At 44.0% G+C, this 23,462-nt stretch carries 14 protein-coding genes and 1 pseudogene; 4 read left to right on the top strand and 11 right to left on the bottom strand.

Annotated features, from left to right (window positions below; genetic code table 11):
* Window positions 1-211: 211 nt before the first annotated feature.
* The gene (locus GTH32_RS05160; protein WP_343033390.1) at window positions 212-3,301 is read right to left on the bottom strand and encodes an efflux RND transporter permease subunit; all 3,090 of its coding nucleotides are present in this window, start codon (window positions 3,299-3,301) and stop codon (window positions 212-214) included.
* Between the two features lie 9 nt (window positions 3,302-3,310).
* Complete coding sequence (locus GTH32_RS05155) at window positions 3,311-4,438, bottom strand: efflux RND transporter periplasmic adaptor subunit (protein ID WP_163084173.1); 1,128 nt, start codon at window positions 4,436-4,438, stop codon at window positions 3,311-3,313.
* Window positions 4,439-4,578: 140 nt separating this feature from the next.
* Between GTH32_RS05155 and GTH32_RS05150 the strand changes: the two genes are divergently transcribed.
* Window positions 4,579-6,015 carry an ATP-binding cassette domain-containing protein gene (locus GTH32_RS05150; RefSeq protein ID WP_163084172.1) on the top strand — a complete coding sequence of 479 codons (1,437 nt, stop codon included), beginning with the start codon at window positions 4,579-4,581 and terminating at the stop codon, window positions 6,013-6,015.
* A 24-nt stretch (window positions 6,016-6,039) separates the two neighbouring features.
* Here GTH32_RS05150 and GTH32_RS05145 read toward each other — a convergent pair whose 3' ends face one another.
* On the bottom strand, window positions 6,040-6,291 hold the full coding sequence (locus GTH32_RS05145) for a hypothetical protein (RefSeq protein WP_163084171.1): 252 nt from the start codon (window positions 6,289-6,291) through the stop codon (window positions 6,040-6,042).
* A gap of 289 nt (window positions 6,292-6,580) precedes the next feature.
* Here GTH32_RS05145 and GTH32_RS05140 point away from each other — a divergent pair, with 289 nt between their 5' ends.
* Window positions 6,581-8,482 (top strand): putative bifunctional diguanylate cyclase/phosphodiesterase, encoded by a 1,902-nt coding sequence (locus GTH32_RS05140; RefSeq protein ID WP_163084170.1) that lies wholly within the window; start codon window positions 6,581-6,583, stop codon window positions 8,480-8,482.
* Here the strand turns inward: GTH32_RS05140 and GTH32_RS05135 are convergent.
* The 3 genes from GTH32_RS05135 to GTH32_RS05125 form a co-directional block, all read right to left on the bottom strand.
* Window positions 8,479-9,150, bottom strand: a complete 672-nt coding sequence (locus GTH32_RS05135; protein WP_163084326.1) for a nitroreductase — start codon at window positions 9,148-9,150, stop codon at window positions 8,479-8,481. The genes GTH32_RS05140 and GTH32_RS05135 overlap by 4 nt on opposite strands.
* 146 nt (window positions 9,151-9,296) lie before the next feature.
* Window positions 9,297-10,286 carry an alpha/beta hydrolase gene (locus GTH32_RS05130; RefSeq protein WP_163084169.1) on the bottom strand — a complete coding sequence of 330 codons (990 nt, stop codon included), beginning with the start codon at window positions 10,284-10,286 and terminating at the stop codon, window positions 9,297-9,299.
* A 250-nt stretch (window positions 10,287-10,536) separates the two neighbouring features.
* Entirely contained in the window at window positions 10,537-12,312 is a 1,776-nt protein-coding gene (locus GTH32_RS05125) for a metallophosphoesterase family protein (protein ID WP_163084168.1), read from the bottom strand.
* Window positions 12,313-12,514: 202 nt separating this feature from the next.
* On the opposite strand from GTH32_RS05125, the gene GTH32_RS05120 reads away from it, so the two are divergent.
* Both GTH32_RS05120 and GTH32_RS05115 read left to right on the top strand, forming a co-directional pair.
* Entirely contained in the window at window positions 12,515-13,582 is a 1,068-nt protein-coding gene (locus GTH32_RS05120; RefSeq protein ID WP_163084167.1) for a Ca2+-dependent phosphoinositide-specific phospholipase C, read from the top strand.
* A 12-nt stretch (window positions 13,583-13,594) separates the two neighbouring features.
* Window positions 13,595-16,339: a TonB-dependent receptor gene (locus GTH32_RS05115; protein WP_163084166.1), complete on the top strand. Its 2,745-nt coding sequence runs from the start codon at window positions 13,595-13,597 to the stop codon at window positions 16,337-16,339.
* Window positions 16,340-16,379: 40 nt separating this feature from the next.
* On the opposite strand, the gene GTH32_RS19705 is transcribed toward GTH32_RS05115, so the two are convergent.
* The 5 genes and pseudogenes from GTH32_RS19705 to GTH32_RS19470 all read right to left on the bottom strand — a co-directional run.
* On the bottom strand, window positions 16,380-16,523 hold the full coding sequence (locus GTH32_RS19705; protein WP_343033389.1) for a hypothetical protein: 144 nt from the start codon (window positions 16,521-16,523) through the stop codon (window positions 16,380-16,382).
* A 352-nt stretch (window positions 16,524-16,875) separates the two neighbouring features.
* A complete protein-coding gene (locus GTH32_RS05105) occupies window positions 16,876-18,192 on the bottom strand; it encodes an HlyD family type I secretion periplasmic adaptor subunit (protein WP_246223151.1) in 1,317 nt (438 codons plus the stop codon).
* Window positions 18,189-19,871 carry a type I secretion system permease/ATPase gene (locus GTH32_RS05100; protein ID WP_246223150.1) on the bottom strand — a complete coding sequence of 561 codons (1,683 nt, stop codon included), beginning with the start codon at window positions 19,869-19,871 and terminating at the stop codon, window positions 18,189-18,191. The genes GTH32_RS05105 and GTH32_RS05100 overlap by 4 nt, the downstream gene beginning before the upstream one ends.
* A 43-nt stretch (window positions 19,872-19,914) precedes the next feature.
* A complete protein-coding gene (locus GTH32_RS05095) occupies window positions 19,915-20,610 on the bottom strand; it encodes a hypothetical protein (protein ID WP_163084165.1) in 696 nt (231 codons plus the stop codon).
* Window positions 20,611-20,827: 217 nt separating this feature from the next.
* Window positions 20,828-23,462: pseudogene (locus GTH32_RS19470) on the bottom strand (beta strand repeat-containing protein); the annotation flags it as partial.

Raw genomic sequence — 23,462 nt, 5'->3', positions numbered from 1 at the left:
TCCCTTATTTTTTTTAACCAATAAATACTAGGTTTGTAGCAGGCATGCTGCAAGCCCTATTCTTAGTCCCAGGCAGTTGAAATTGTTACTAGAAATGTCTAGCGCAAATCTATGCCGTCTTATCGCAGTTCGCATTTTAGTGTGCCCCCTTAACCAATCAGAATTTGGCCAGTACGCGTGTAGGGCATAATTTACGCGTTGGCATAAAGGCTCACTTGTGCTTATTTGGCGATAAACCGAAAAATAATGAATACATAACGGGCACGACACCTAAGCTTAATACCGTGCCTACCGCCAATCCAAAGGCGATAGCACTGGCCATAGCATAAAATAAAACATCCCCACTAAGGATAAGCGGAACTAGGCCTAAAATTGTCGTAATTGACGACATGAGAATGGGCCGCAAGCGACGCACACTTGCTGTCACCACAGCCTCGCTGTGGGCCTGTTCATCATCCTCTTCAATTTCGTCGCGCTCTGCGTCAATACGCTCTATCAGCACGATACCATTATTAACAATAATGCCGGCCAACGCATATAAACCTAAGATAACCATAAAACCAAAATCGCCCTGCATAAGCAGCAAACCTAGCGCCGCGCCTATGATAATAAGAGGTATAGTAAAGACGATGACCAAGGTTCTCCTGTATGAGCGAAACTGGGCGATTAGCAGCAGCATAATGATTCCGATACATAAGGGTAGATAGGTATTTAATGAATTCTTAGCTTTTGCTGACTCTTCAATTACGCCGTCATACTCAATGCTATATCCCACCGGTAGTTGCGATTTTATCTTGTTAAGCTCAGGTTCAAGTAACGGCACCATTTCTTCCGCGTTAAGACGGTAGTTTTTAGCTTCAATGCTTATAGTGCGGAAAAGGTTCTCTCGGGCAATACGGGAAAATCCTGTTTCATAACGAATATCGGCCACCTGCAAAAGTGGCACACTTTCCTCTCTACTGGTGGAGTAAACGTTAATGCTTTCAACGCGAGATAGGTCGAAGCGTTCGTTGTCTCTGCTTTGTACTATGATAGGTAATATGTCATCACCTTCGATAAATTCAGAAATAACCCGCCCACTATAATAGGTGTTTAGCGTTCGTGCTATATCGGCAGAACTTACCCCCGCGCGGCGTGCTTTTTGCTGATTGACGTCAATAGCCAACCGTGACACTCGACTTTCCCAGTCGTTGCGAATGTCATAGGTGTGCGGCAGTGCATCTATCGCTTCTTCTAATTCTTTTGAAAGCCTAAAGAGTACATCTTTATCTGGCCCTTTCACTTGAAGCTCAATTTTACTTGAGTCTGACGGGCCCAAAAACATTTTAGTAACGCGGGCGAATACATCGGGGTATTCCTTTGAAAACAATTTACGTAACGCATCAATAGTGGGTTGCACATTTTCTCTTGAACCCACATCAAGCATTAAAAACCCCTTTGAACTGTCGGGATCTATCGGGGTGAGCGATAGCACAAACCGTGGCCCACCGAAGCCACCATAAGCTACTGCTTTTTTCACATAGGGGTAGCTATTTTTATCCTCTAAATCGGCAAAAATACGCTCGATAGTAGCATTGGTTTTTCGAATAGAACTGCCTGCAGGCATGTCAAGATATACCAGAACTTGGGCCCGGTCTGAATCGGGAAAGAACTTCGCAGGTACGGTTGATAAGCCATAGCCTCCAAGGGCAAATAAACCCACCATAATGAGTAAAAACACTGCGCGCATGTTAAGCACTTTACGCAGCAAAGACGCATAATAAGGGTTCAATTTATTGAAGTATTCACTAATATTAGCTTTGCCCTCATCTTTGTCTTTAGGGCTAGGAACAAAGTGATAACACAAATATGGTGTAATAGTTTGCGACAGTACCCAAGATACCAACAGCGCAATCATGATCACCAAAGAAATAGAACGAGTATATTCTCCGGCTACGCTATCGGCCAACATCAATGGTAAAAACACTAAAATGGTAGTAAGGGAAGAGGTTAATAACGGCAGCGCTAACGAACGACTTGAATCGGCTAACGCGGTCTTTCGGTCTTCTCCATCTTCTAGCCTACGTTTGTAATCTTCTGCAACCACAATACCGTTATCGACTAACACACCAAGTGAGATGATCAAGGTAGCAAGAGACATACGCTCTAGTACCATCCCCGAAAACGCCATAATAGAAATAGTGATAAGAATAACGCTAGGTACAATTGCCCCTACAATTAGCCCAGCTTTTACGCCTAAAAATAACAATACCACCGCACAAACGATAGCTAAGGTTTCAAGCACATTAATACTTACGCCATTAATGGCATTTTGCACTACATCGGCTTGGCGCGTTATGGTGGTAAGTTCCATGCCCACCGGTAACACTTTGTTTAGTTGTGCAAGCTCAGCTTCTATTTGCGGGCTAAAGGTTAAAACATCTACATGGTCATTCTTGGCTATCGCAAAAACGATCACCGGTTTTCCGTTTAAATACGCGGTACGTGTGGGTGGGTCGATAGCCTCGCGCGTTACATCGGCGATATCTTCTAGCAACACGGTTTCTTGCTGCCCTGGAATGGCAATAAGCGCCTGTTTAACGTCTTCGACCGTTTGAAAGTAGCCTGAAGGTTGCAACGTATAGTTAATACCTCCCGCATCTATTGTGCCACCGGGTTGAATAATGTTCTGTGCTTGTAATAGCCCAATAACCTGTTCAGGCGACATCCCAAAATAGGCCAGTTTGCCATTATTTATTGCAATGGTAATTTGTTCGGTGCGGGCGCCTAAAATATCAATACTTTTAACCCCATCTACCCGAAACAAGGTGTCTCTTACGTGCTGCGCTATATCGCGTCTTTCATCAAGGGTATAGCTTTGGGCAGCAGATAACGCCACCGTTAATACAGCAACGTCACCAAAACTATCATTTACGATGGGGTCGGAGGTGCCCGAGGGTAAGCTGGGAGTAACTTGCTCTAGTTCGTCACGTAAATCATCCCATATTTGCTCTAGTTCAAAATATCTGTCTTTGATTTTTACGTGTAGCGTGGCTTGGCCTGTCATTGAAACCGAGCGAATTTCATCTACTTCAGGTAACTTTCTCGCCGCTTCTTCCAGCGTTTTAGTAATTAAAAGCTCAACTTTATCAGCGGGTAACCCCGGGTAAGACGCGGTGACAACAGCTTCTCGAATAGTTATATCTGGGTCTTCTTGTGCAGGCAACGTGAAATAACTGTACCCGCCATACAGCATTAATATCACAACAACCGCCAACATAAGACGGTTATATACAAGGCTAAGTTCTGATATCGACTTCACGCTCAACTCCTATTCGTTAAAAAAGTGTGTTGAACCGTTCGCGATATGCACACGCTGCCCTTGCTTTAGATGCGATACCCCCGCCCTCACTACCGGCTTATCAGGCGAAAGTTCGCCAATAACATAGGCTGTATCTTTGTTAAGCGATAAAACCGAAATAGTGCGTTTCGCTACTTCATACAAAGGCGCCCCCCCTTCCTTTTGATCAGCCGTTTCAGATAAGGTATACACGAAGTGACTATTCTCTGAACCAGAGCCCAATGCTGATAAAGGAACAATAAAACTCGGTTTATTATTGGTGTTGCGCCCATCCGCATAGCTAAACTTTACTTCTGCACTCATGCCAGGTTGTAAGCCTTGCGGCGTTTGTGACAGTTTTACCGTTACCGGAAATGCGTTGGCCCTGCTGGCACGACCACTAATTTCAAAAATGCGCCCTTCAATAGGCGTATCGCCTAGGGCGTACACTGTTACGGTAACTGGGTCGTTTACATCTAAAAAATTTACCATGTTCTCGGGCACGCTTAGCGACACTTCAAGATCTTCTTGCCCTTCAATGGTAAAAGCAGGTTGTGCCGGTGTAATACGTTGCGATGGCTCTATATGTCTTGCGGCAATAGTGCCTGAATAAGGCGCCACCAAACGGGTATCGTTTACATCCTCTTTGGCAATGTTTAGTTGTGCTCTTGCCACTTCAGCTTGATCCCGCAGGGAGTTTAACTGTGTCTCCGCCACATCTAATTCCGCTTGAGATACCGCGCCACTTACCACTAATTGCTGTTTTCGCGCTACGTCTTTTTGTGCTTCTCTAATACGCGCTAACACTTCAGATAGTTGACCTTCGCGCTGTTTCACTGCCAATTGGAAAACTTTGCTATCAATAGTGGCCAGCGTATCGCCTTTCTCAAAAGTGTCGCCCAGGTTAACTTCTACTGTCTCTACCACGCCAGAAAGTTCAAAACTTAGCTGACTGGTTTGTGCTGCTTGTACCACACCCGATAACACGTGGGTTTGCTCACCACTGTACGCGTTTACTTTACTCACCATAACGGTGCGATATAGCTCAGGAGACGGAGGCGGTTCTGAACACCCAGCTACCATTAATACCATTACCCAAAGGACCAACCACTGCCGCATTATCTTTGCTCCTTGCTAACCTGTTCGTTAAGTTAATACAAAGGTTTACCTGATTTGGTTCTATTACGAAGAAATTGACACTTACCTAAGGTACACGTAAAAATAGCCGAATTGTCCTAAGCTAAATAACGAGTGCCCTTTTGTCTTTAGTATCGCTGTACGAATACCAAGTAAAGTTAGATAACCATTTTGTTACCCCGCCTTTTACGTTAACACTCGATGCGCCTGGCATATACGTGCTTGCAGGGCGAAATGGTTCAGGCAAATCATTGCTGTTATCTGCAATTGCAGGCCAGGGCAAGGTTGTGCAAGGACAACGGGTTTGTAATGGGAATATTGCCGAGGTGAGCGTGTTTCAGCAACAGGCTTTAATTACCCAAGAAAAACAGAAAGACAGTGCCGATATCCTTGATGTTATTGCACAGCCCACCACAGTACGAGAGCTTTTTGCCGACACAAATAATGCTTTCGACACACACCCACTCTACTGTGAGTTACTTCGCATATTGCGTTTAGAGAGCTTGCTGGATAACGGTTTTTTAAGTCTTTCTACCGGTGAAACCCGCAAAGTTATCATTATGATGGCGTGGTTAAGCAACGCCTCTCTTATTTTATTAGATGAGCCATTCGAAGGTTTAGATGCCCACGCGGTGGATGAGTTTAGTCAATTTTTAACCCACCAGTCGCAAGCCTCGTTACTCATCACCGCAAACAAACTGGCCGACATTCCCCAAAAAATTAATGCTACTTTATTAATAATGGACCAACTTGCTATTAAGTCGCGCTCTAACAGCGCGCTTAGCGGTGATGAAATAGCACAAGAACTCGGCACGTGGTTCGCACTTCATAGTGAAGTCATTGCCCTTCCCGCCCCCATAGCCGAGGGTAATCAAAGCCCGTTTTGTGGTGAAGAACTTATTGTTTTGAAAAATGGATCCGTGCGCTTTGATGATCACACTGTGTTTGAAAACCTCGACTTCACCTTAAAAGCATATCAGCACTGGCAGATAGAAGGCCCAAATGGATCAGGGAAAACATGTTTGCTGCAAATGTTTACCGGTGACAACCCCCATTGCTACACCAATGATTTAACGATGTTTGGGATAAAACGTGGTACCGGAGAGAGTATTTGGGACATCAAGAAACATATAGGCATTATGTCCAATGCGCTTCATATGCAATATAAAGTGAATGCGAGCCTAGAGCATGTCATTTTATCGGGTTTTTATGACAGTATTGGTTTGTATAGTACACCTACAGCGCAAGAACGAGGTGTTGCTGAAAAATGGTTAGCGGTATTAGGCCTTGCAGAGAAAAAGAACGCCCCTTTTCAATCGCTATCATTTGGCGATCAACGGTTAATTCTTATCGCACGCTCCATGGTAAAACACCCTGCTATTCTTATTCTTGATGAACCTTGTAACGGTTTAGATGAATTTAACCGAGTTAAAACCCGCAAGCTAATTGAAAAAATAGTGCATGAGGGTAAAAGTACGGTTTTGTATGTTACACATAGCCATGATGAGAAAATTCCTGGCATAGAAAACACCTTGTCACTAACGAAGTATCAAGGGTAAACCGCCTGCCGCTTTTAAGCCTGGCTACTTCATATGCACCTTGCCGCCTACCATTTTAAGCGCGGGCGTGCCACGGATCATCGTTTCCCGGGCAAAGACTTGCTGGCAGCCCGGGCATTCACAAGGCGTGGTAGTAAAATCTTGTACTATGCGTTCAACAAAACACTTCACTAAAGCCCCTTTTCCTCCCTTTCGATATTTAAACAGTGGCGCTTTACATTTGGCGCACGAGATATCGACAGTGCGTACCGGCCCCTTTTTGTTGGGCTTAGCCATTTGTGCCTCCTTTGTGATTATTCGCCCGCCTGTTATAGCGCATAGCTTAATGCGCGCAATGCTAAAACATAATTGCGCTGTAATTCAATGGCTGTAAGACATGGAGGTAAAACCATCCCCCACAAACTTGCGTTGTTCATCTACTTCCCACTTCATCTTTTCTATTTCTTGCAAAGAAATACAAAAAAAGGCCAATACTGTTTATTTGTAACCAAGTTTTAATTTAATTAAGTTACTGCTTGAGTCGAAGGGGATTTAATTTACACTAGCAGACATGATCTTCAGACCCATGCTCCAACTCACGCATCAGTCGCTTACTCAGCGCCGCGTTTCACTAAACGAAGTAAGACGCCATAGGTTGATGCAAATATGTGGCAGTACTGCGGTAGGTCTGCTCGTCTCGCTGATGGTTGCCCGCGGGATCACCTTTTTCATTTTCGCTGCTGGCATCGTCTGCTTACTAAGTGCACTCCTATTCGCTTTTAAGAACAAAACGGCTGCATCGTCCTTTACGCTTTTATGCTCTATGTCTGCCATGCTTTTAACGCTTGCCATCACAGGCGCGGGCATGTTCGATTTAGCCATATTAGGGTACCCCGGCATTTTTATCTTTGCTGCAATATTAGGGGGCGTTGGGCTATTTTTGTCTGTACTGGGCTTTGTTATAGCCCAATGTACGCTGATTGTGTGGCTTACTATGCATGGCTATATTTCTCCCAACGCCCCTACTTTGTCGTGGTCTCATCTTATCTTTGTCATCGTTATATTTGTGGTTATAGGGTTCAGCGTTTACGTATTAGTACAAGATATAAAAGCCTTGATGGCGTCGCTACAGGTTGAAAATAATAAGGTGCAGCAAAGCCGTAGCCAAATTCAGCATTTGGCCTATCACGACCCGTTAACCAACCTTCCTAACCGCCGGTTAGGAGAAAAGTTGTTTAATGAGCTGCTCGCACAAACAATACAAAGCAACCATCACCTTGCCATATTATTTATTGACCTAGACAATTTTAAACCAGTGAATGACGCGTTAGGCCATGCAACAGGCGACCTGCTGTTACAACAACTTACCTACCGGCTTTCTAGTGGGCTTGGGCATGAACAAAAAATTATCCGCTTTGGCGGCGATGAATTCTTGGTTATTGCCCCATGCCAATACGATGATGAACTTGATAATTTAGCCCGCAAGCTTATTCATGATTGCTCTATTGCATTTGAAATTAAGAAAAACAAAATCAGCGTTTCGGCCTCTATTGGTATTGTGAAAGCACCTGAACATGGCACCAATTTTAAGCAGCTCTGCCGTAAAGCTGATATTGCCATGTATGCGGCTAAACGGGCAGGCAGAAATACGTTTCGTTATTATGATCAGCGATTAGATGAGATAAGCGAAGCTCGATTTACCATGTTACAACGGCTGCGAAGCGCTATCGAAAATCAAGAGTTCACGCTTTTTTACCAGCCTATTATTAATATTAAGCAACACAAATTAGATTGCGTTGAGGCACTGCTGCGATGGCCGCAACCTGATGGCACTATGATTAGCCCCGAGGAATTTATACCGTTGGCGGAAACCGGCGGCTTAATTAACGACATAGGCATATGGGTAATTAACCAAGCCTGTGTTTTTTGTGCTCGCATGCGAGCGCAGGGGTTTGCCGACCTGCGTATCGCGGTTAATTTATCAAGTACTCAATTTAAAGATAATAAAATACTCTCTACCATTAAACAGGCGTTGGCGCACAGTGGATTACCCCCATCTGCGCTTGAAATTGAGTTAACAGAGTCGTTACTTATTGAAGATACCGACAATATACAGCAACAGCTCGATGCCATTAGCGCCCTAGGCGTTACCATTGCTATTGACGACTTTGGTACCGGCTATTCTAATTTAGGGTATTTAAGAAACTTCAATGCCAACCATCTAAAAATAGACAGGTCTTTTATTACTCACCTTGGCTACAACACATTAGACGACACCCTAGTAACCGCAATGATTAAAATGGCCAATAGCTTAGGGCTTAAAACTATTGCTGAGGGAATTGAAGACACCGCCACATTACGCAAACTTATTGAGCTTGGCTGTGACGGTGGGCAAGGCTATTTGTGGTCTAAACCAGTATCAGCAGAAAAGCTTACTGCGCTATTATCTTCCGACTATTTAAACGTGTTGAATAAAGATAGCGCTTAGAAACCGTGGTAGGTAACAAAATCTTCGTTATCTGCCCGGGTTGAGCGTACCTCATTAGCAGGAAAATGTGGGTCAGGATACCCTAATGCAATACAAATCATGATAGCTTCATCGTCAGGAATATTGGCATATTTGTGCACCACCTCAGATTGCATAATACCCTGCCCATTAATAACGCACCCAAGCCCGAGATCCCATGCAGCCAATACAATACCGTACGCTAACGAACCTAAGCCAAATTGGGTAATACCAGCAGGCTCTAACGCCTTATCGTAGGTAAGCACGAGCGAGACAGGCGCATCAAATTGTCTAAACCCGCGCATCATCCAATCCATGCGTTTTTCTTTATCTTCCCGGGCAATGCCCATTACGTCAAATAGCTGGACAGCAACGTCAATTTGTCGCTGGCGGTGAACACCTTGGTAATCCTCTTTATAGGGAAAGTCTCTTACGTGGGGCTTACCTGCCAAGGTATTCTCTGTATTGCCCTGACGAATTTTATCAAGTACCTCGCCTGCCACTGCATGTATCTTCCACGTTTGTGTATTGTAGGAAGAGGGAGCCCATTTCGCCGCATTAATAATCGCGTCAACCGTGTCTTTACTCACGGGTTGTTTAGTAAAGCCCCGTACACTTTTACGTGAAGCGGCAAATTCCGCGAACTTCATACTCATTTACTCATCCTTTAAGGTGCAACATATTGTTAAAATAGAGTAAACACAGGCAGATAGGGATGCAATGCGCGAGCATCGCTTTTTCAATTATTTGTTTTTATAGATATGTATGGCGTAACTGTTGTCACGCCATAGTAGGCTTAGCTATTGTAGTCGATAACATGATGCTGGTTGCTTGGTATTACCCTACCTCTGTCCATTGCCGATAACATGTGAAGTAACGCGGGGCTAATAATATTCGACTGGTTTAAGAAATAGGCATGCCCTTTAGGAAAGTCGAAACGATTATTAAAGCTATCGCAGTCTACTTCATAGACATTTTTTGGCACCTTAGTTAAATCTTCTACTCCTGTCATTCCTAAACGTCGTGAGGTAACACGGTTTTTTAGGTTTGCTACCTTACTGGCCGGCATCGCCAAGTCGTCGTTAGCGTAGTACACCACTAAATTACGCGTGGTAGCAGGTAACAGACACCCGCTTTTACCAGGTTCAAAGCAATGGTTTACTACGTCGGCGGCCACCATAAATACATTTCTAAATAACATGGGCACCATGCCGTAATGGTCGTATTTTCCCCAGTAAGTTATGGCCGTTCTTAGCACACGATTTCCCATGGAATGGGCCAATACATTGATGCGTCTGGTACAAGGGTTCTCACGCTGGCTTTCTTCGCGCCGCCAAGCATCAAACTTGGCCAATAAGCGCGCAAATGCGCTTCCACTAAAATCGGCAGCTTTTTGATCGTCCCAATAATCGTCTAAAAAGCGAGAGGGGCCATCATCATCGCAGGGCCACATTAACGGCACCACGAGGGCAAAATTTTCCCCTCGGGCTTGGTTGATTAATGTTTGTAGTTGCTCTGCGCGATTAAATACATCGGGCTCAGGGTTACAATTAAAGCCGTGAATATACAACAACACCTGGGTATGTGAAGGCAGCTCTTTCAGCGCTTTAAAAAACTGGCGGCCACCCACTTCGGTATAATCGCTAGGGCCAATTCTTCGGCAAAAATACATTTCTGAGGCAGGTCGCGTATTTTGGTTATCAAATAAAATTTTACGGTTTACTTTGGTAACAGGTGATAATCGATGTGATTTATTTTGCGGTGTTCTATTAGTAGCGAATAGCATGTCCACGTCCTTTTGTTTAGGGTTAATGGAACGTCGTGGACTGCTGTAGTATTACCCACATCCTATTATTGGCTACCCATTTTATAGGTGACAAATAGCGGTTTATCAAGGCCTACTGGTAAATGATTTAGCTTGGCGGTACGCCTTAACAAGGCCTATGCAAAGGCCTTATCAGGTATAACCACAATAACGGAGTATTCTTTTTGGTGCCTTATTTTAAGGGGCTTTGAATAAAGCAAAAACACAAGCCTTAGAGCATCAGGTTTATTACCGCTTTATCCTTTTTGGATGATATAGCCATATTTGCAATGAGCACCAGCGCCTGTTTAAGCGTTTTATTTTTAGCTATTGAGGAGGTGGGTGACAAACAGCCTCCTAAATCGGCCTGCTGAACAATGGTTTGGTATAACCCGTACCTGTTGCCGAAATCGGCGAAGCTCCCAGCATTTCTCGCTCTGTAGAAATCGTAGATAAAGGTATCAGCATTCAATTGCCCAACCGTCGACTTATTCGGATAGTTAAATTCGCACTGGTTTAACGCCAATATCTCCTGAATATTATGGGTTGTTAATGCAGCAACAATGGTTTCTGGCCAGTCGGATATATAGCGATGTTGAACAATGGTTTTAAGATGTGTGTCTGTTAATTCTAAATAGTTTTTAGCACTAAGACTGTCTCTATCCCAGTTGTCTAAACCGCTGCTTCTGCGATGCTGCCATTCGCTTTCATACACATTAAACCAGCGGGAGAAATTTTTAACCTCTTTAATGACAATGGTTTCTATGGAGGTTACACCGTTAAGCCCCACTGTAGCGACTGTGTAGCCAGGTTGATAAGCCGCAAGTGAAGGCACTTGTACATTAAGTAAACCTTGTTTTGAGGATTGGCTAATATCGAATAAATGCATATGCCCCCCAAAGTGGAGTTTTAACCCTGTAGAGGCAAGCACGCTTGTGGTAGTGGAAGAAGGTTGCCGGGACATTTGCATCGCTTTATCACCAAGCAAATCAGTGATGCTTTTGGTCTGTAAATCGGAAAATTCAGCCATGGGGAAGTGACTAAAGCTCACGAGTTTTTTATTCTGCTGATTGGCGCGTTTTACAATCTCCTCAATCCATTTAAGTAACTGAGGTTTATATTTAACCAGCGCATTATAACCGGCATTACTAGAGCCTTTAAAACGCTTGTCTTCATAGTCTCCTATAGGCGCGTACACGTTCGCATCGATAGCCAGCAACCAAATGCCCTCTACTGGCTCTACAAGGTAGCTCATATCAGGCATATCCATGCAGTGGTTGTTCTCGTCGCACCACCGCCAATGGCGGCTGTTTATATCCACAGTTCCAAACGGTGTTTCGTACAAAAGGTCTAATTTATCAGCTAAAAAGCCGTGGTTTGACAGCGTGGTGGCTATTTCATGATAGCCCCACTCTTTTAGTAAATCAGAGCAATAATCGCTATTTCTATTAATACAGTCTGGATGCTGATTACTTACAACGCTTATTTCCCCTCCCTCGCTATTTAAAAAATCACGCTTTCCCCCCTCCCGCGTAAAGGGTCTTACCGGATCGTGGTTTCCATTGATAGCAAAAAAGCGCACGCCATGGGTCTCCCTATAGCTATCAAGTATGTCGCGCAAGGCTAGAATATTTACCGGTTGCCCGTCGTCGGTAAAGTCGCCAGGTAAGGCTACAAGTTTAATATTACGCCTGACAATATCATCAAGCGCTTGCTTTAAAACCAGTATATTTTCATTAAATAAGCGTGTGGATTTAAGCTGCGCCCGCATGCTTCTAAGTAATAGGGGTTGCTGCGTTATAGCGTCTTTTGGCAACGAACCTTCAGGAATATTAGCAGCGGCATCGATAGGCGAGTGAAGGTGGATATCAGCTAAAAAAGCTACCTTAACGTGCTCTGGTTCACCTTCAGCTTGAGCGAAAAGCGGAAACAATAAATAAACCAAAAGCACCTTTATCCGTGTGCTCGCATTACACCTTAATAGACTTAGCATTTTCAGGTTTTCCACCAATTTAGTTCCTTAAACTCGCACCAATCCATTTATATAAGACGAATAAGCAGATAAAACGGGGACAAAAAAATTAAAAAATTCATTTTAAAACAATATCTTTGTGACACTTTTATTAAATATTACCCAACCTTATAAATTTCCGTCCCCATTTTTCATTCCCCCCACTCTACCTTTCAAAATACGCAACAAACGAACTTTTATGCGACTTATACACCTCATGTTTTTTTTGCTAGTGATTATTCCGGCGGCGGCAGACTCGTTGAATAACTATCAAATGATTGGATCGCACAACAGCTATAAAAAACCGCTTCCCGCAGAGGTGAAGGCTTATCTTAAAAAGACATCGCCTTCCCTGCTAGCCAAGCTATCGTATAGCCACCCCTCTTTGATTGAGCAACTTGATGCTGGGCTTCGTCAACTTGAAATTGACGTAGTAAACGACCCACAGGGTCAGCAATATGACAGGCCAGAATTGGAAACCCTGTTACACGGTAATTGGTTTTCCAAAGAGCAAAGAGCAAGCCTTTCTAGGCCTGGCTTTAAGGTTATGCATATTCCGCATGTGGATGCGATGAGCCACTGTTTAACCTTCACGGGCTGCGCCGAGCAACTGATTGCATGGTCGCATCAAAACCCCAAGCACTTACCTATTACTGTTTTAGTTAACGCTAAAGAATCTCAGCCCAACTTTCTCACCCATACACCACCTCTTATGTTTGAAGACGCCGACTACGCCCGTTTAGATAGTGAGATTAAGGCGATTTTTGGTAACAAACTGATCACCCCTGATTCAGTAAAAGGCGATTACGCCACGCTTAGAAACGCAATAGTAGAAAGCGGGTGGCCAGCGCTTAAGACCCTGCGGGGAAAGTTTCTTTTCATTTTCGATGCAAACCCGCAACAACGGGAAAAATACATTCATGGTCACCCCTCTCTTGAAGGCAGAAGCATGTTTGTTTCTGTGCCCCAGCAATGGGATGAAGCCGCGATTTTTATCCGCAATAACCCAGTAGAAAGCTATCAAGAAATTCGTTCACTTGTACACGCAGGGTTTTTAGTAAGAACCCGCGCAGACGCAAATTTAAAGGAAAGTAGTGAGCAAATGGCGCTTCGCCGAGAAGCCGCATACACAAGCGGCGCCCACTTTATTTCCAGCGACTTCTATCTCGGCGCACCTCTCGCCAAACAAAGGGGCTATGCCGTTTCATTCAAAAAACAATCGTTCGTTAGACCTAATCCAATTCAACACAACAACTTTGCTTATTAAAGGGAAAACACAATGAATATCTGTTTCAAAAAATCATTACTTGCCACAGCAGTTTTGACCGCCACCTGCTCAACCTCATTTTCTATTTACGCTCAGGATTCTGAAGACGAGGTTATTGAACAAATCGTAGTAAGTGGCTTTAGAGGTTCTTTAATCAAAGCTAAAGATTTGAAAAAAGAGTCGCTAGGTTCGCAAGACTCTATACTTGCTGAAGATATTGCCGACTTTCCAAGCTTAAACTTAGCAGAGTCTATTCAACGAATTCCTGGCGTTACCATTACAAGAGAAGCCGGTGAAGGCCGCCAAATATCGCTTCGCGGTTTAAACGCCGACTTTACCCAAGTTCAGCTCAACGGCATGGAAGCGCTAGGTACATCCTCTTCAGCAATGGACAGTAGAGGTACCACTAACCTTTCGCGATCTTTCGATTTCAACATTTTTGCGTCGGAATTATTCAACCAAATTGACGTAAAAAAAAGCTACTCTGCAGAAATGGACGAAGGGGGTATTGGCGGTACTGTTAAACTATATACGGCAAAACCGTTTGATTACGATGGTTTTAAAGCGGTAGTAAGTGCTCAGGCAGGCGATAACTCGCTAACAGAAGACACAAGCCCACGCGTGGCTGCGTTGGTATCGAATAGGTGGGACGACTTTGGGGCGCTTTTTTCACTTGCCTACAGTAAACGCGATACTGCGGAACAAGGATACAACACCTACCGCTGGCGTCCGCGTGATGCCCAAGGTTCCGACATTTCAGCATTATCACAAACGGACCAAGAAGCCGTAAACAGTGGTGACCTGCGCTTCTCAAGAGGGAGTCGGTATTCACAATTTAATAGCGAGCAAACACGTATAGGCGCTACATTAGCCCTTCAATACCAGCCTAATAATAATGTGTTAGTTGGCGTAGATGCACTTTATGGCAAGCTTGATAGCGAACGCGGCGAGTTTCACCTTCAAAGCAGAGGGTCGAGTTCAACCGCATTAGGATGTACCGGTGCAGACTATGAAGGAGCACGTAACTTTTGTTCACGCTTAACCGACATTCAATACAACGCAAATAACGAAGTCATCTATTCTGCGTGGGAAGACACAGCACTGCACTCTGAAAGTCGTGATCAAGGCGCCACCACTGATATTACCCAAGTCGTATTAAATGGTGAGTGGAGTGTTAATAACGCGCTTGTGCTATCTGGCTTGTTAGGCCACATGAAAAGTGAGTACGAGAGCAACAGTGCAAAAGTGTATTTGGAGTCTTTTGCGGACATGACGATAGACTACCGCGATGACCGTTTTTATGGAACCAATAGCTATATTAACGGCTTCGATCCTACTAATATTGACGAATACCGCTATCATGAAATCGATCTGCAAGAAGATAAAGTCGATAATAGCTTTAACATCGCCAAATTGGACGCAGATTACTTACTTACCGATCACTCTACACTTAAGGTGGGCGGTTCATTCAAGCGATTCGAACACAGCAATAATAAAGAGCAAGTAGGGAATGCCCTTAGAAGTGAATGGCAAAGCGGTGAAGTTAGTGATGTTATCGACCCTAGCCTAGTTTACGTAAACGATATTCACGAAAAGCAAGCATGGTTAAGCGCAGACGTAAACGGTGTTTTAGATGCCTTTAGTGTAAATAGAGATCTTTCATACAGTGATGCACCAGATGAAGTAGTAGAAGAAACCACCGCAGTGTATGCAACCTATGAACATGATTTTCTTCTCCCCGATTCTGAGGTACGCGCCAGCGTAGGGCTTCGCTATTTCGATACAGATATCGAATCAAGTGGTATCGTAAATGGCTCTGAGTATGTAACCGTAGAGCGTCAATACGATGGCGTGCTCCCAACGTTCAACTTAGCTTGGTATGCTACAGAAAACTTAGTGGTAAGAGCCAGTGCAGGAAAGAATGTTACGCGCCCCACATTAGGTAGCCTTTCCGTGTCTGGTACTGTGAACGCCGACCCATTATTTGGTTCAAGCGGTTTGAGCATCAATTCAGGAAACCCTGGTCTTGAGCCTTTTGAAACTATCAATATGGAAGCCGGTGTTGAATACTACTTTGATGAAGTTGGCTATGCGTCTGTCACGTACTTCCAAAAAGAAATCGACAACTTTATTGCTACGAACGTAGCGCCTGTGGCCTATGGCGACACAGGTTACCCGTTATCACTTATCGACGGAATGGTTGATGAGAACGGTGATGTGCAAACACCTGACACTATATACACGCTTTCTCAGCCACAAAACTTAGCACAAAGTGATTTTTCTGGGTGGGAAGCGGCATTCCAGCGCGACTTTGACTTTTTACCCGCACCGTTTAATAACCTTGGCGCAATAGTAAATTACACCTACTCCGAAGGCGAATCTTTACACAACATTCTTGTTGATGGCGAAAGCGTAGAGGTATATCGCCCTTTCTATGGGCTATCTGAAAACACCTACAACGCAACTATGTACTACGAAAAGGATAACTGGGGCATGCGTGTGTCGGTAGCCTACAGAGATGACTACTTAACCCAGGTTGAAACTTCAAGTAGTGATCAAGATGAAGCGGGCTTTCATGGTACAACATACTGGGATTTCTCAGCATTTTATGATGTAAGTGACAAACTTAAACTTTCTTTAGAAGGCATCAACTTAACCGATGAGCGTGAGGAACAATATAGCGATTCAGACGATCGTTTATACAACACTACCTTAAGCGGACGTACATTCTACATAGGGTTAACCTATTCAATGTAATACACTAACAAAGGGCCCATTTGGGCCCTTTGTTGTTTGGTTAGAAGCGATAAGCTAAAGACAATGAATAATTGCGACCACTGACAGTGGTATTATACGGGCGCTGCGTGGAATCAGAATATTGAATTTCTCGTTCGTTCGTTAGGTTTGTTGCTTCCATGCGTATCTCTACATTATCCGTCATCTGATACGCTATAATCTGATACGCTATAACCCCATCAAGATAAAGACTGGGTAAAAAACCTGTTTCGTCTTCATCAACTAACGTGCCTTCATCTACCCGTGCGATATAACTATCTCTATAGGTTGCCGATAACCTAAAGCTAAAAGAATAGCCCTCAAGGTAAGCGGTAACGTTCGCTAGAACGGGGGATAAATATGGAAGGGTTATGGCAATAGGAATTACTAGCTACTTCGTTGAGCTCTCTTTCATTAGCTCATGCTTTCGATAACTTTTGAAAATAAGCCCGCATTTAACAACCAAAAGAAATTCTGCTCTGCTTTCTTCATTGTTTATCGTGTATTCGAAGTCATAACTATCTTTCACGCCAAGCTCGATCAACAGTGTCAGACAAAGGTTGAAGCAAGTACTCTAATGCCGTTCGCTCTCCTGTTTGGATAAAAACCTCTGCAGGCATTCCCGGGATAAGTTGTTCAGTAGGCAGTTTGGCTAACTCTTCAGCGGCGATGCTTACTCGAATGATAAAAAAGCTCATACCAGAGCGTTCGTCTAACATACTGTCGGCTGACACATACATCAGTTTACCTATTAGTTCGGGGGTTATCCGTTGTTGTAATCCAGAGAGTTTCACCCGTGCGTTCTGACCAAATTGTAAGTCGTCAACATCCGTAGGCAGTACTTGGCCTTCTACGATAAGCGCATCGTTATCTGGCACAATCTCCATAAGCAATTGCCCAGGTACAACCACGCCCCCTGTGGTGTGTACATTTAGCCCTACAATTAACCCATCCACCGGAGCTTTAACTACCATTTGCTGAAGATGATGCGAGGCAGCATTGGCACGCTCTTGCAAATCGATAATTTCAGATTCAACATCTTGCAACTCGGCCAGCACCTGTTCATGAAAGCTACGCTTCACCCGAATGAGCTCTAATCGTTTCTCGTCAATGCTAGCTCGCGCACTAGCTATAGACGATACTAACTCGCCAGCTCTTCCTTCTAGCTGCGCTAGATTTCTTTCCAGCTCAAGAAGGCGTTCATTTCCCACCAACCCTCTAGCTTTAAGATCTCTAAGATTAACTAATTCGTCTATACTTATCTCTATTTGGGTTTGTGTTGAGGCTTGTTGACTTTTAAATCCTGATATTTGTGATTTAAAGTTCTCAATTTGCTGTTGTAATATTTCTTGTTGAGATAGCTGGACAGATCGGCGAATAGCAAATAAAGATTGCTGTGCGTCAATCAGGCTGTTCTTGTCTTCATGCTGACTATGCAGGAATCGCGTAAAATCTGGTTGCTGACTATTGTCTCGCTCCGCTTGCAAACGAGTACGTTTCAATTCTGCTGTAAAAAGCGCCCCTACAACGATCCCCAAAGAAGATTCCGCTTGAATTGGATCCAAAATAACTAGAGTATCGTCTTTTTTCACTCTCTGCCCGTCAGAAACCAAAATTTCATTCACGATTCCACCGTCAAGGTGCTGGATTTGTTTTCGATTCGAGTCTACTTTTACCTGTCCTACTGCAATGATTGCACTAGCCAGTCTCGCTGATGATGCCCAAGCAGTCGCCCCTACAACAAACACGAGTAAGATCATTAGGCCGGTTATGATAGGACCTTTTAACGAAGTCTTAATGTCAGGTAAATTGTCATTAGCAAGATTCATCATCATGTCCCTGTTTTTTGGACAGTTGGCCTCACGAGTTTAGCCATGACTTCGCTGGTAGGACCGAACGCGGCTAACGCACCGTTTTGCATTACTAGTAATTTATCAGTTAAGTTCATTAAAACTGGGCGGTGGCCAATCACTAAAACCGTTGCATCATGGCCTTTAAGCGCTTTTACTGCAGCAGCGACGGTACGCTCAGCCTCTGCGTCTAGTGAAGACGTCGGTTCATCTAGTAAGATTAGTTTGGGCAATCCAAAAACTGCACGCGCTAAAGCTATTCTTTGTCTTTGACCACCGGACAATGCATCATCAAAATTATCAGCGGCAAAGTTATAGCCACTTTCCAAGCCAAGGATCATTTCGTGTACACCTGCAAGCTGAGCCGCTTGCATGATTTCTTTTGGATCTGCATCGGTGAAGCGGCTAATATTTTCTGCGATAGTCCCGGGAAACAATTCTACACTTTGTGGTAGATAACCTACGTGAGGCCCTAGCAACGTTCTGTCCCATTGTGAATAGGTCGCGCCATCAAGACGAATGTCACCATGCGTGGGGGCGTAAAGTCCAAGTAACAACTTTCCGAGCGTGCTCTTACCAGCCGCATTTGGGCCTGTTATACCTATGACCTCCCCCGAATTTACAGTGAAACTCACGTCTTTAATCAGTGGCTTTTCGCTATTTGGAAACTGAAAGATAGCATTTTGAACCGTTAACTTGCCTTTAGGTTCTGGCAACGGCAGCGGCTCAGTGGAAATAGGCAAGCTGGCTTGATACTCCAATAGCCGCTCTCTCGCGTCACGGGCTGCAATTACTAAACGCCAGCCACTTATCGAGGCTTCTATAGGCGCTAACCCTCTACCCATAACAATAGACGCAGCAATCATAACGCCTGGCGACGATTCCTGCTCAATAACAAGAAACGCTCCCATCCCTAAAATACCCACTTGAAGCGCAAACCTTAAGCCTTTCGATATCGCCGAAATGCTGCTACTTCGAGAATTAGCGAGGCCCCCAAAACTTATGCTTTTTAAATGTGGAATATTCCATTTCTCAAGAATATTACCGCTCATACCCATTGCATAAACTGCATTTCTATTTTTACCACAAACATCCGTATAGCGATGAGCTTGACTAGATGCATTTTGACTGTCTTTTTGCGCAATTCGCGTCATCTTCTCGCCTAAAAGCGCAAGGCTAAAAAGCGCAATAGCGCCAGCAAGCGCGATATGCCCTAACATTGGATGCAAAATATAAATAAGCCCTAGATAAAGTGGCGTGAAAGGCGCGTCCATTATTGCAGTTAGCGCCGGAGATGAAAGGAAGGCACGTAAGGTGTCTGCATCGCGCAGAGGTTGGCTATGACCACCCTGCTCAATAATGTTTTTAAACAAATAACCACTCAGTGTTTTGTCAAAGGAATTACCTAAACGAGCGAGCAATATTCCGCGTACGATGTCTAAAGTTGCTAACACAACCAGTGCAACCAAAGCAAAAATGGTAAGAAAAAGTAATGTGGCATGGCTGCCAGAGACCAAAACCCTATCATAGACCTGCAACATGTACAGTGGCGAGACTAGCATCAAAAGATTAATCGCAAAGCTAAATAAAAAAACATATAGAAGCGCTGACCTAATATTAGCCAACGCGTTATTTACAGGCATCAATCCTTTGCCACTATTCATTCTCACCATCCATAATATATAAGACTTGCTTAAATTTGGCGGTTTATACTTTTCTTCGAACAAGCATAAGTATTAGCCCTAGTGACAGTAATGATAGCGCTGAAGGTGCATTAGCTTGGACAACTGGTTCACCTTCTATTTGAAACGCCAAATCAACTTCTAACCCCGTTAAGTTTACTGCTCCTAGTGAAGAGGATGGATTCAGTGCCAACCCAGGTACACCAGGGACAGGTGATGTCGCGGCGTTTGCCCAACCAAAAGCAAGACCATTATTGTTTATCAAGTCGGCACCAATATTTAGGAAGTAGTCTCCTGGTCCTAAATCGAAATTAACTAAATCGATTTCATGCCGTAAAAGTCCACTAACTCCGTTGACAACCACTTTGGTAAAGGTTTTGCTGATCCCGGCTTCACCTGTAACACTAAACAATGGTGTATTGTGGTCAAAGCCCGGCTCATTTTTAAATAGTCGAAGTAAAATAAAGTCACTAGCAAGTCCTGCATTTGGATTCTCAAAAGACCAAAACGTAATTTTGGTAATTGAGGTAGTTTGTGACAAAGAGAATTCACCTAGTAGCGACGGAGCGCCAAAACTCGTATCTGCAACAGAGCCAACAGCTGCGGGGAAATTAACGGGGGCGTTAGTAATCAACGCAGCTTTCACACTTACAGAACCAACACTTAGCATGCATAGCAGTAAAGACAACGCTAATCCATGCTTCGAAAACGAATGTTTCATATATCTTCCTTAATCTTGGTGTTATTTGTTATCTAACTAACCAGCTGATATAAGTCTACATACAAACTGTTACCGCATCTTTGCAACCGCGTGACCCTAATACTTTGCGATGATTAGACAGGCAATTATTAAGCCAAAAAATTTTTATTTAAAATTCAGATAACTGCAAGTTGAGTTGGGTGTCGCCACCCAACAACTGTATAAAAAACGGACACATTTATCGAATCAAATAATCGTCATATTGCGTAAATTGAATATCACTTTCATCAAACTCTAACGACAGCTCTGAAATTATTGAACTCTTTTCATCTGCTGCCGAAAGCGCTATTGACTGCTCACCTTTCTGTAGAGAATAATTCAGCGCCATCGCGTTACTAAGACTTGTTATATGCGTTTTCAATTGACCGAAATCAAATTCAACATTATCCAGTTCTTCATCGGGCATAGATAAATTGCTCTCTATAGGCTTCTCTTTCGCTTCGATTAAATCAGGGACTACAGGCATTGTTGACACGATATCTTCTTTGACACTGATAAATTTCACTTCAGGTTGAACCTGGGTATCTTCACCTACCGTTAATAGCTCGTCCAATACCTCTGACCGGATGTCGGCTTGGTCGTCATCAGATTCAATTGGCTCAGGTATCACCGGTAGTGTAAACATAATATCGTCCTCGATTTGAATGACTTTCCCAGTAGATTCAAGTATTGAAAATCCATCAACCGAAGCTAATTCATCAACGTCTACAGACACGCTTTCATCTTGTTCCTCATCCGACTCGATGGGATCTTCCATTACTGGCAGTGTGGAAACGATATCTTCCATAACTTTAGTGAGCACCTCAGCTGGCTCAAGCTCAACGTTTCGTATGTTTACTACCTGCTCACTGATGCTAGTTGAAATTCTTTCACCGTACTCTTCATCTGATTCAATGGGCGCTGGCACTACAGGTAGTGTTGTCATCACGTCTTTGTCATAGGCTGGCAATATCGACTTAACGTCACTTTCAGTTTGCGCTGGAATTGTTACCACATTTGGCAAAGGCGTAACCCTCGAACTATTCTCCATCTCCTCAGCAGGACTGATTAACTCAGGTACCGGTAAAATCGATAACATAGCTTCTTGTGCTACTCCTAAAGATTCAATGGCAACGTTTTCAGCATTGTCGCCACCACGGAAACCAACTTGAATAGAGTCAATGAGTAATTCACTGCCTGTATTAGTCTCCCCACTCGTTGCAACGCCGTTGTCGTCTGCATAACTTCCGTAAACAAATTGCTCATTATCATCATACGCACCTGCAGTAACAACAAAATAGTCGAATGCATTATGAGTCGTAAAGCTCATTGATACCTCCCCACTAGCGTTACCGGTAACCAGATATTCATCAACAAGATTATCGCTTTCATCAAAAAACTGAACTCTGGCTTGTTCGTCGAGGTTACCTGATTCGTTAGCATACAAATCAGTAAACATAATCTCGCCGCTCTTTGCTGATGTATCAATATCGAATCGAATCCCCTCAGTGCCGTCTAACTGCTGGAAGAAAGAGCCCGTTTGCGATGTGCGACCAGATACACCTAAATGCCCAAAGGCAATATCCTGGCCCTCGAGACGCCAAGAATCCCAACCGACGAAAGACATTGACGACCACGCTTCATTTTCGTCGCTGGTATTTGCTTTGTGCGTCAGTGTAATTCCTTCATCAGTCCAGCCATCCTGCCAGGCATTAGGGTTAAAGAAATCAAAGAAAGCAGGAACATCTCCAATGCGCGAGCCGACATCAATATCATCAACAACACCCACATCAAAAGTGCCAGACTCAGTAACAAGCTGAACATTTACTTCGTATAGCCCAATGTCACTGTACTCGTGTAACAAAGCACTTGGATCGTTAAAGCTTTCAGACGTACCGTCGCCCCAATCTACAATCACTTCCAAGACAGGCTCGTCACTGGATATTTGTAAATCGAGTTGTACTTCTTGGTCGCGAAGGGTAAATTCTTGAATAGATCCCGTTGCTGTGGGCTCGCTGAGTTCTTCGTTTACCGTCACCGATGTACTGGCAGCAATAAATTGGCCATCTTCGTCGGTAATAAGTAACTCTATAGTTGGATTGGTGATTGTACCGTCATAACTATGAACGTAATCTCCTGCTCCGGTGTAGATAGAAGTTGTTCCATCCCCCCAGTTGATAACGGCGTCTGAGATGGTATCGTCACCTGGATCCACAATCTCTCCAAAGTTGATAGTAAATAGTGCATTAGCATCAACACTAACATCTGACGCAACTGACGTAATCGGTGCCACGTTGTTGATGGTGACATCAATGGTGCCTGCGTTAAACGTGCCTTCATCATTCACGATTTGCACACTGATCGTTGTGCTGCTGTTACCATCAACAAAGGTGTGAGTAACATCACCTAAATCAGCTACCGACTGCACCGCTGAACCATCACCCCAGTCAATGAGATATTCGGTGACAGGATCATCACCGGAGTCTACCAAGTCAGCCAGCGTTAGTGTATAGACGCTGCCCTCGTCTGTCTCGCTAGCGCCACTTACAGTTATAGATGGGGCTACGTCGTTCACTGCAACGCCAAGGCTTGCCGCCGTATACGTGCCATCTTCATCTGTCACTATCAAGCTAATAACTGGCGAGCTATCACCATCAGCAAAGGTATGGCCGTAATCTCCCGCCCCTGTATACGCTGTGGTCGTGCCATCACCCCATTCAATCACCGCACTCGTGATAATATCGTCACCCGGGTCAAGTATGTCACCAAAGGTGTAAATCGCTTCAGCCCCTTCATTGACTTCGATAGGCCCAGTAATACTGCTTACAGGGGCT

It is taken from the genome of Alteromonas profundi, assembly GCF_010500865.1.
Taxonomy (GTDB): domain Bacteria; phylum Pseudomonadota; class Gammaproteobacteria; order Enterobacterales; family Alteromonadaceae; genus Alteromonas; species Alteromonas profundi.
The sequence above is the reverse complement of the archived record's forward strand: the minus strand, read 5'-3'. Positions and strand labels throughout refer to the sequence as shown.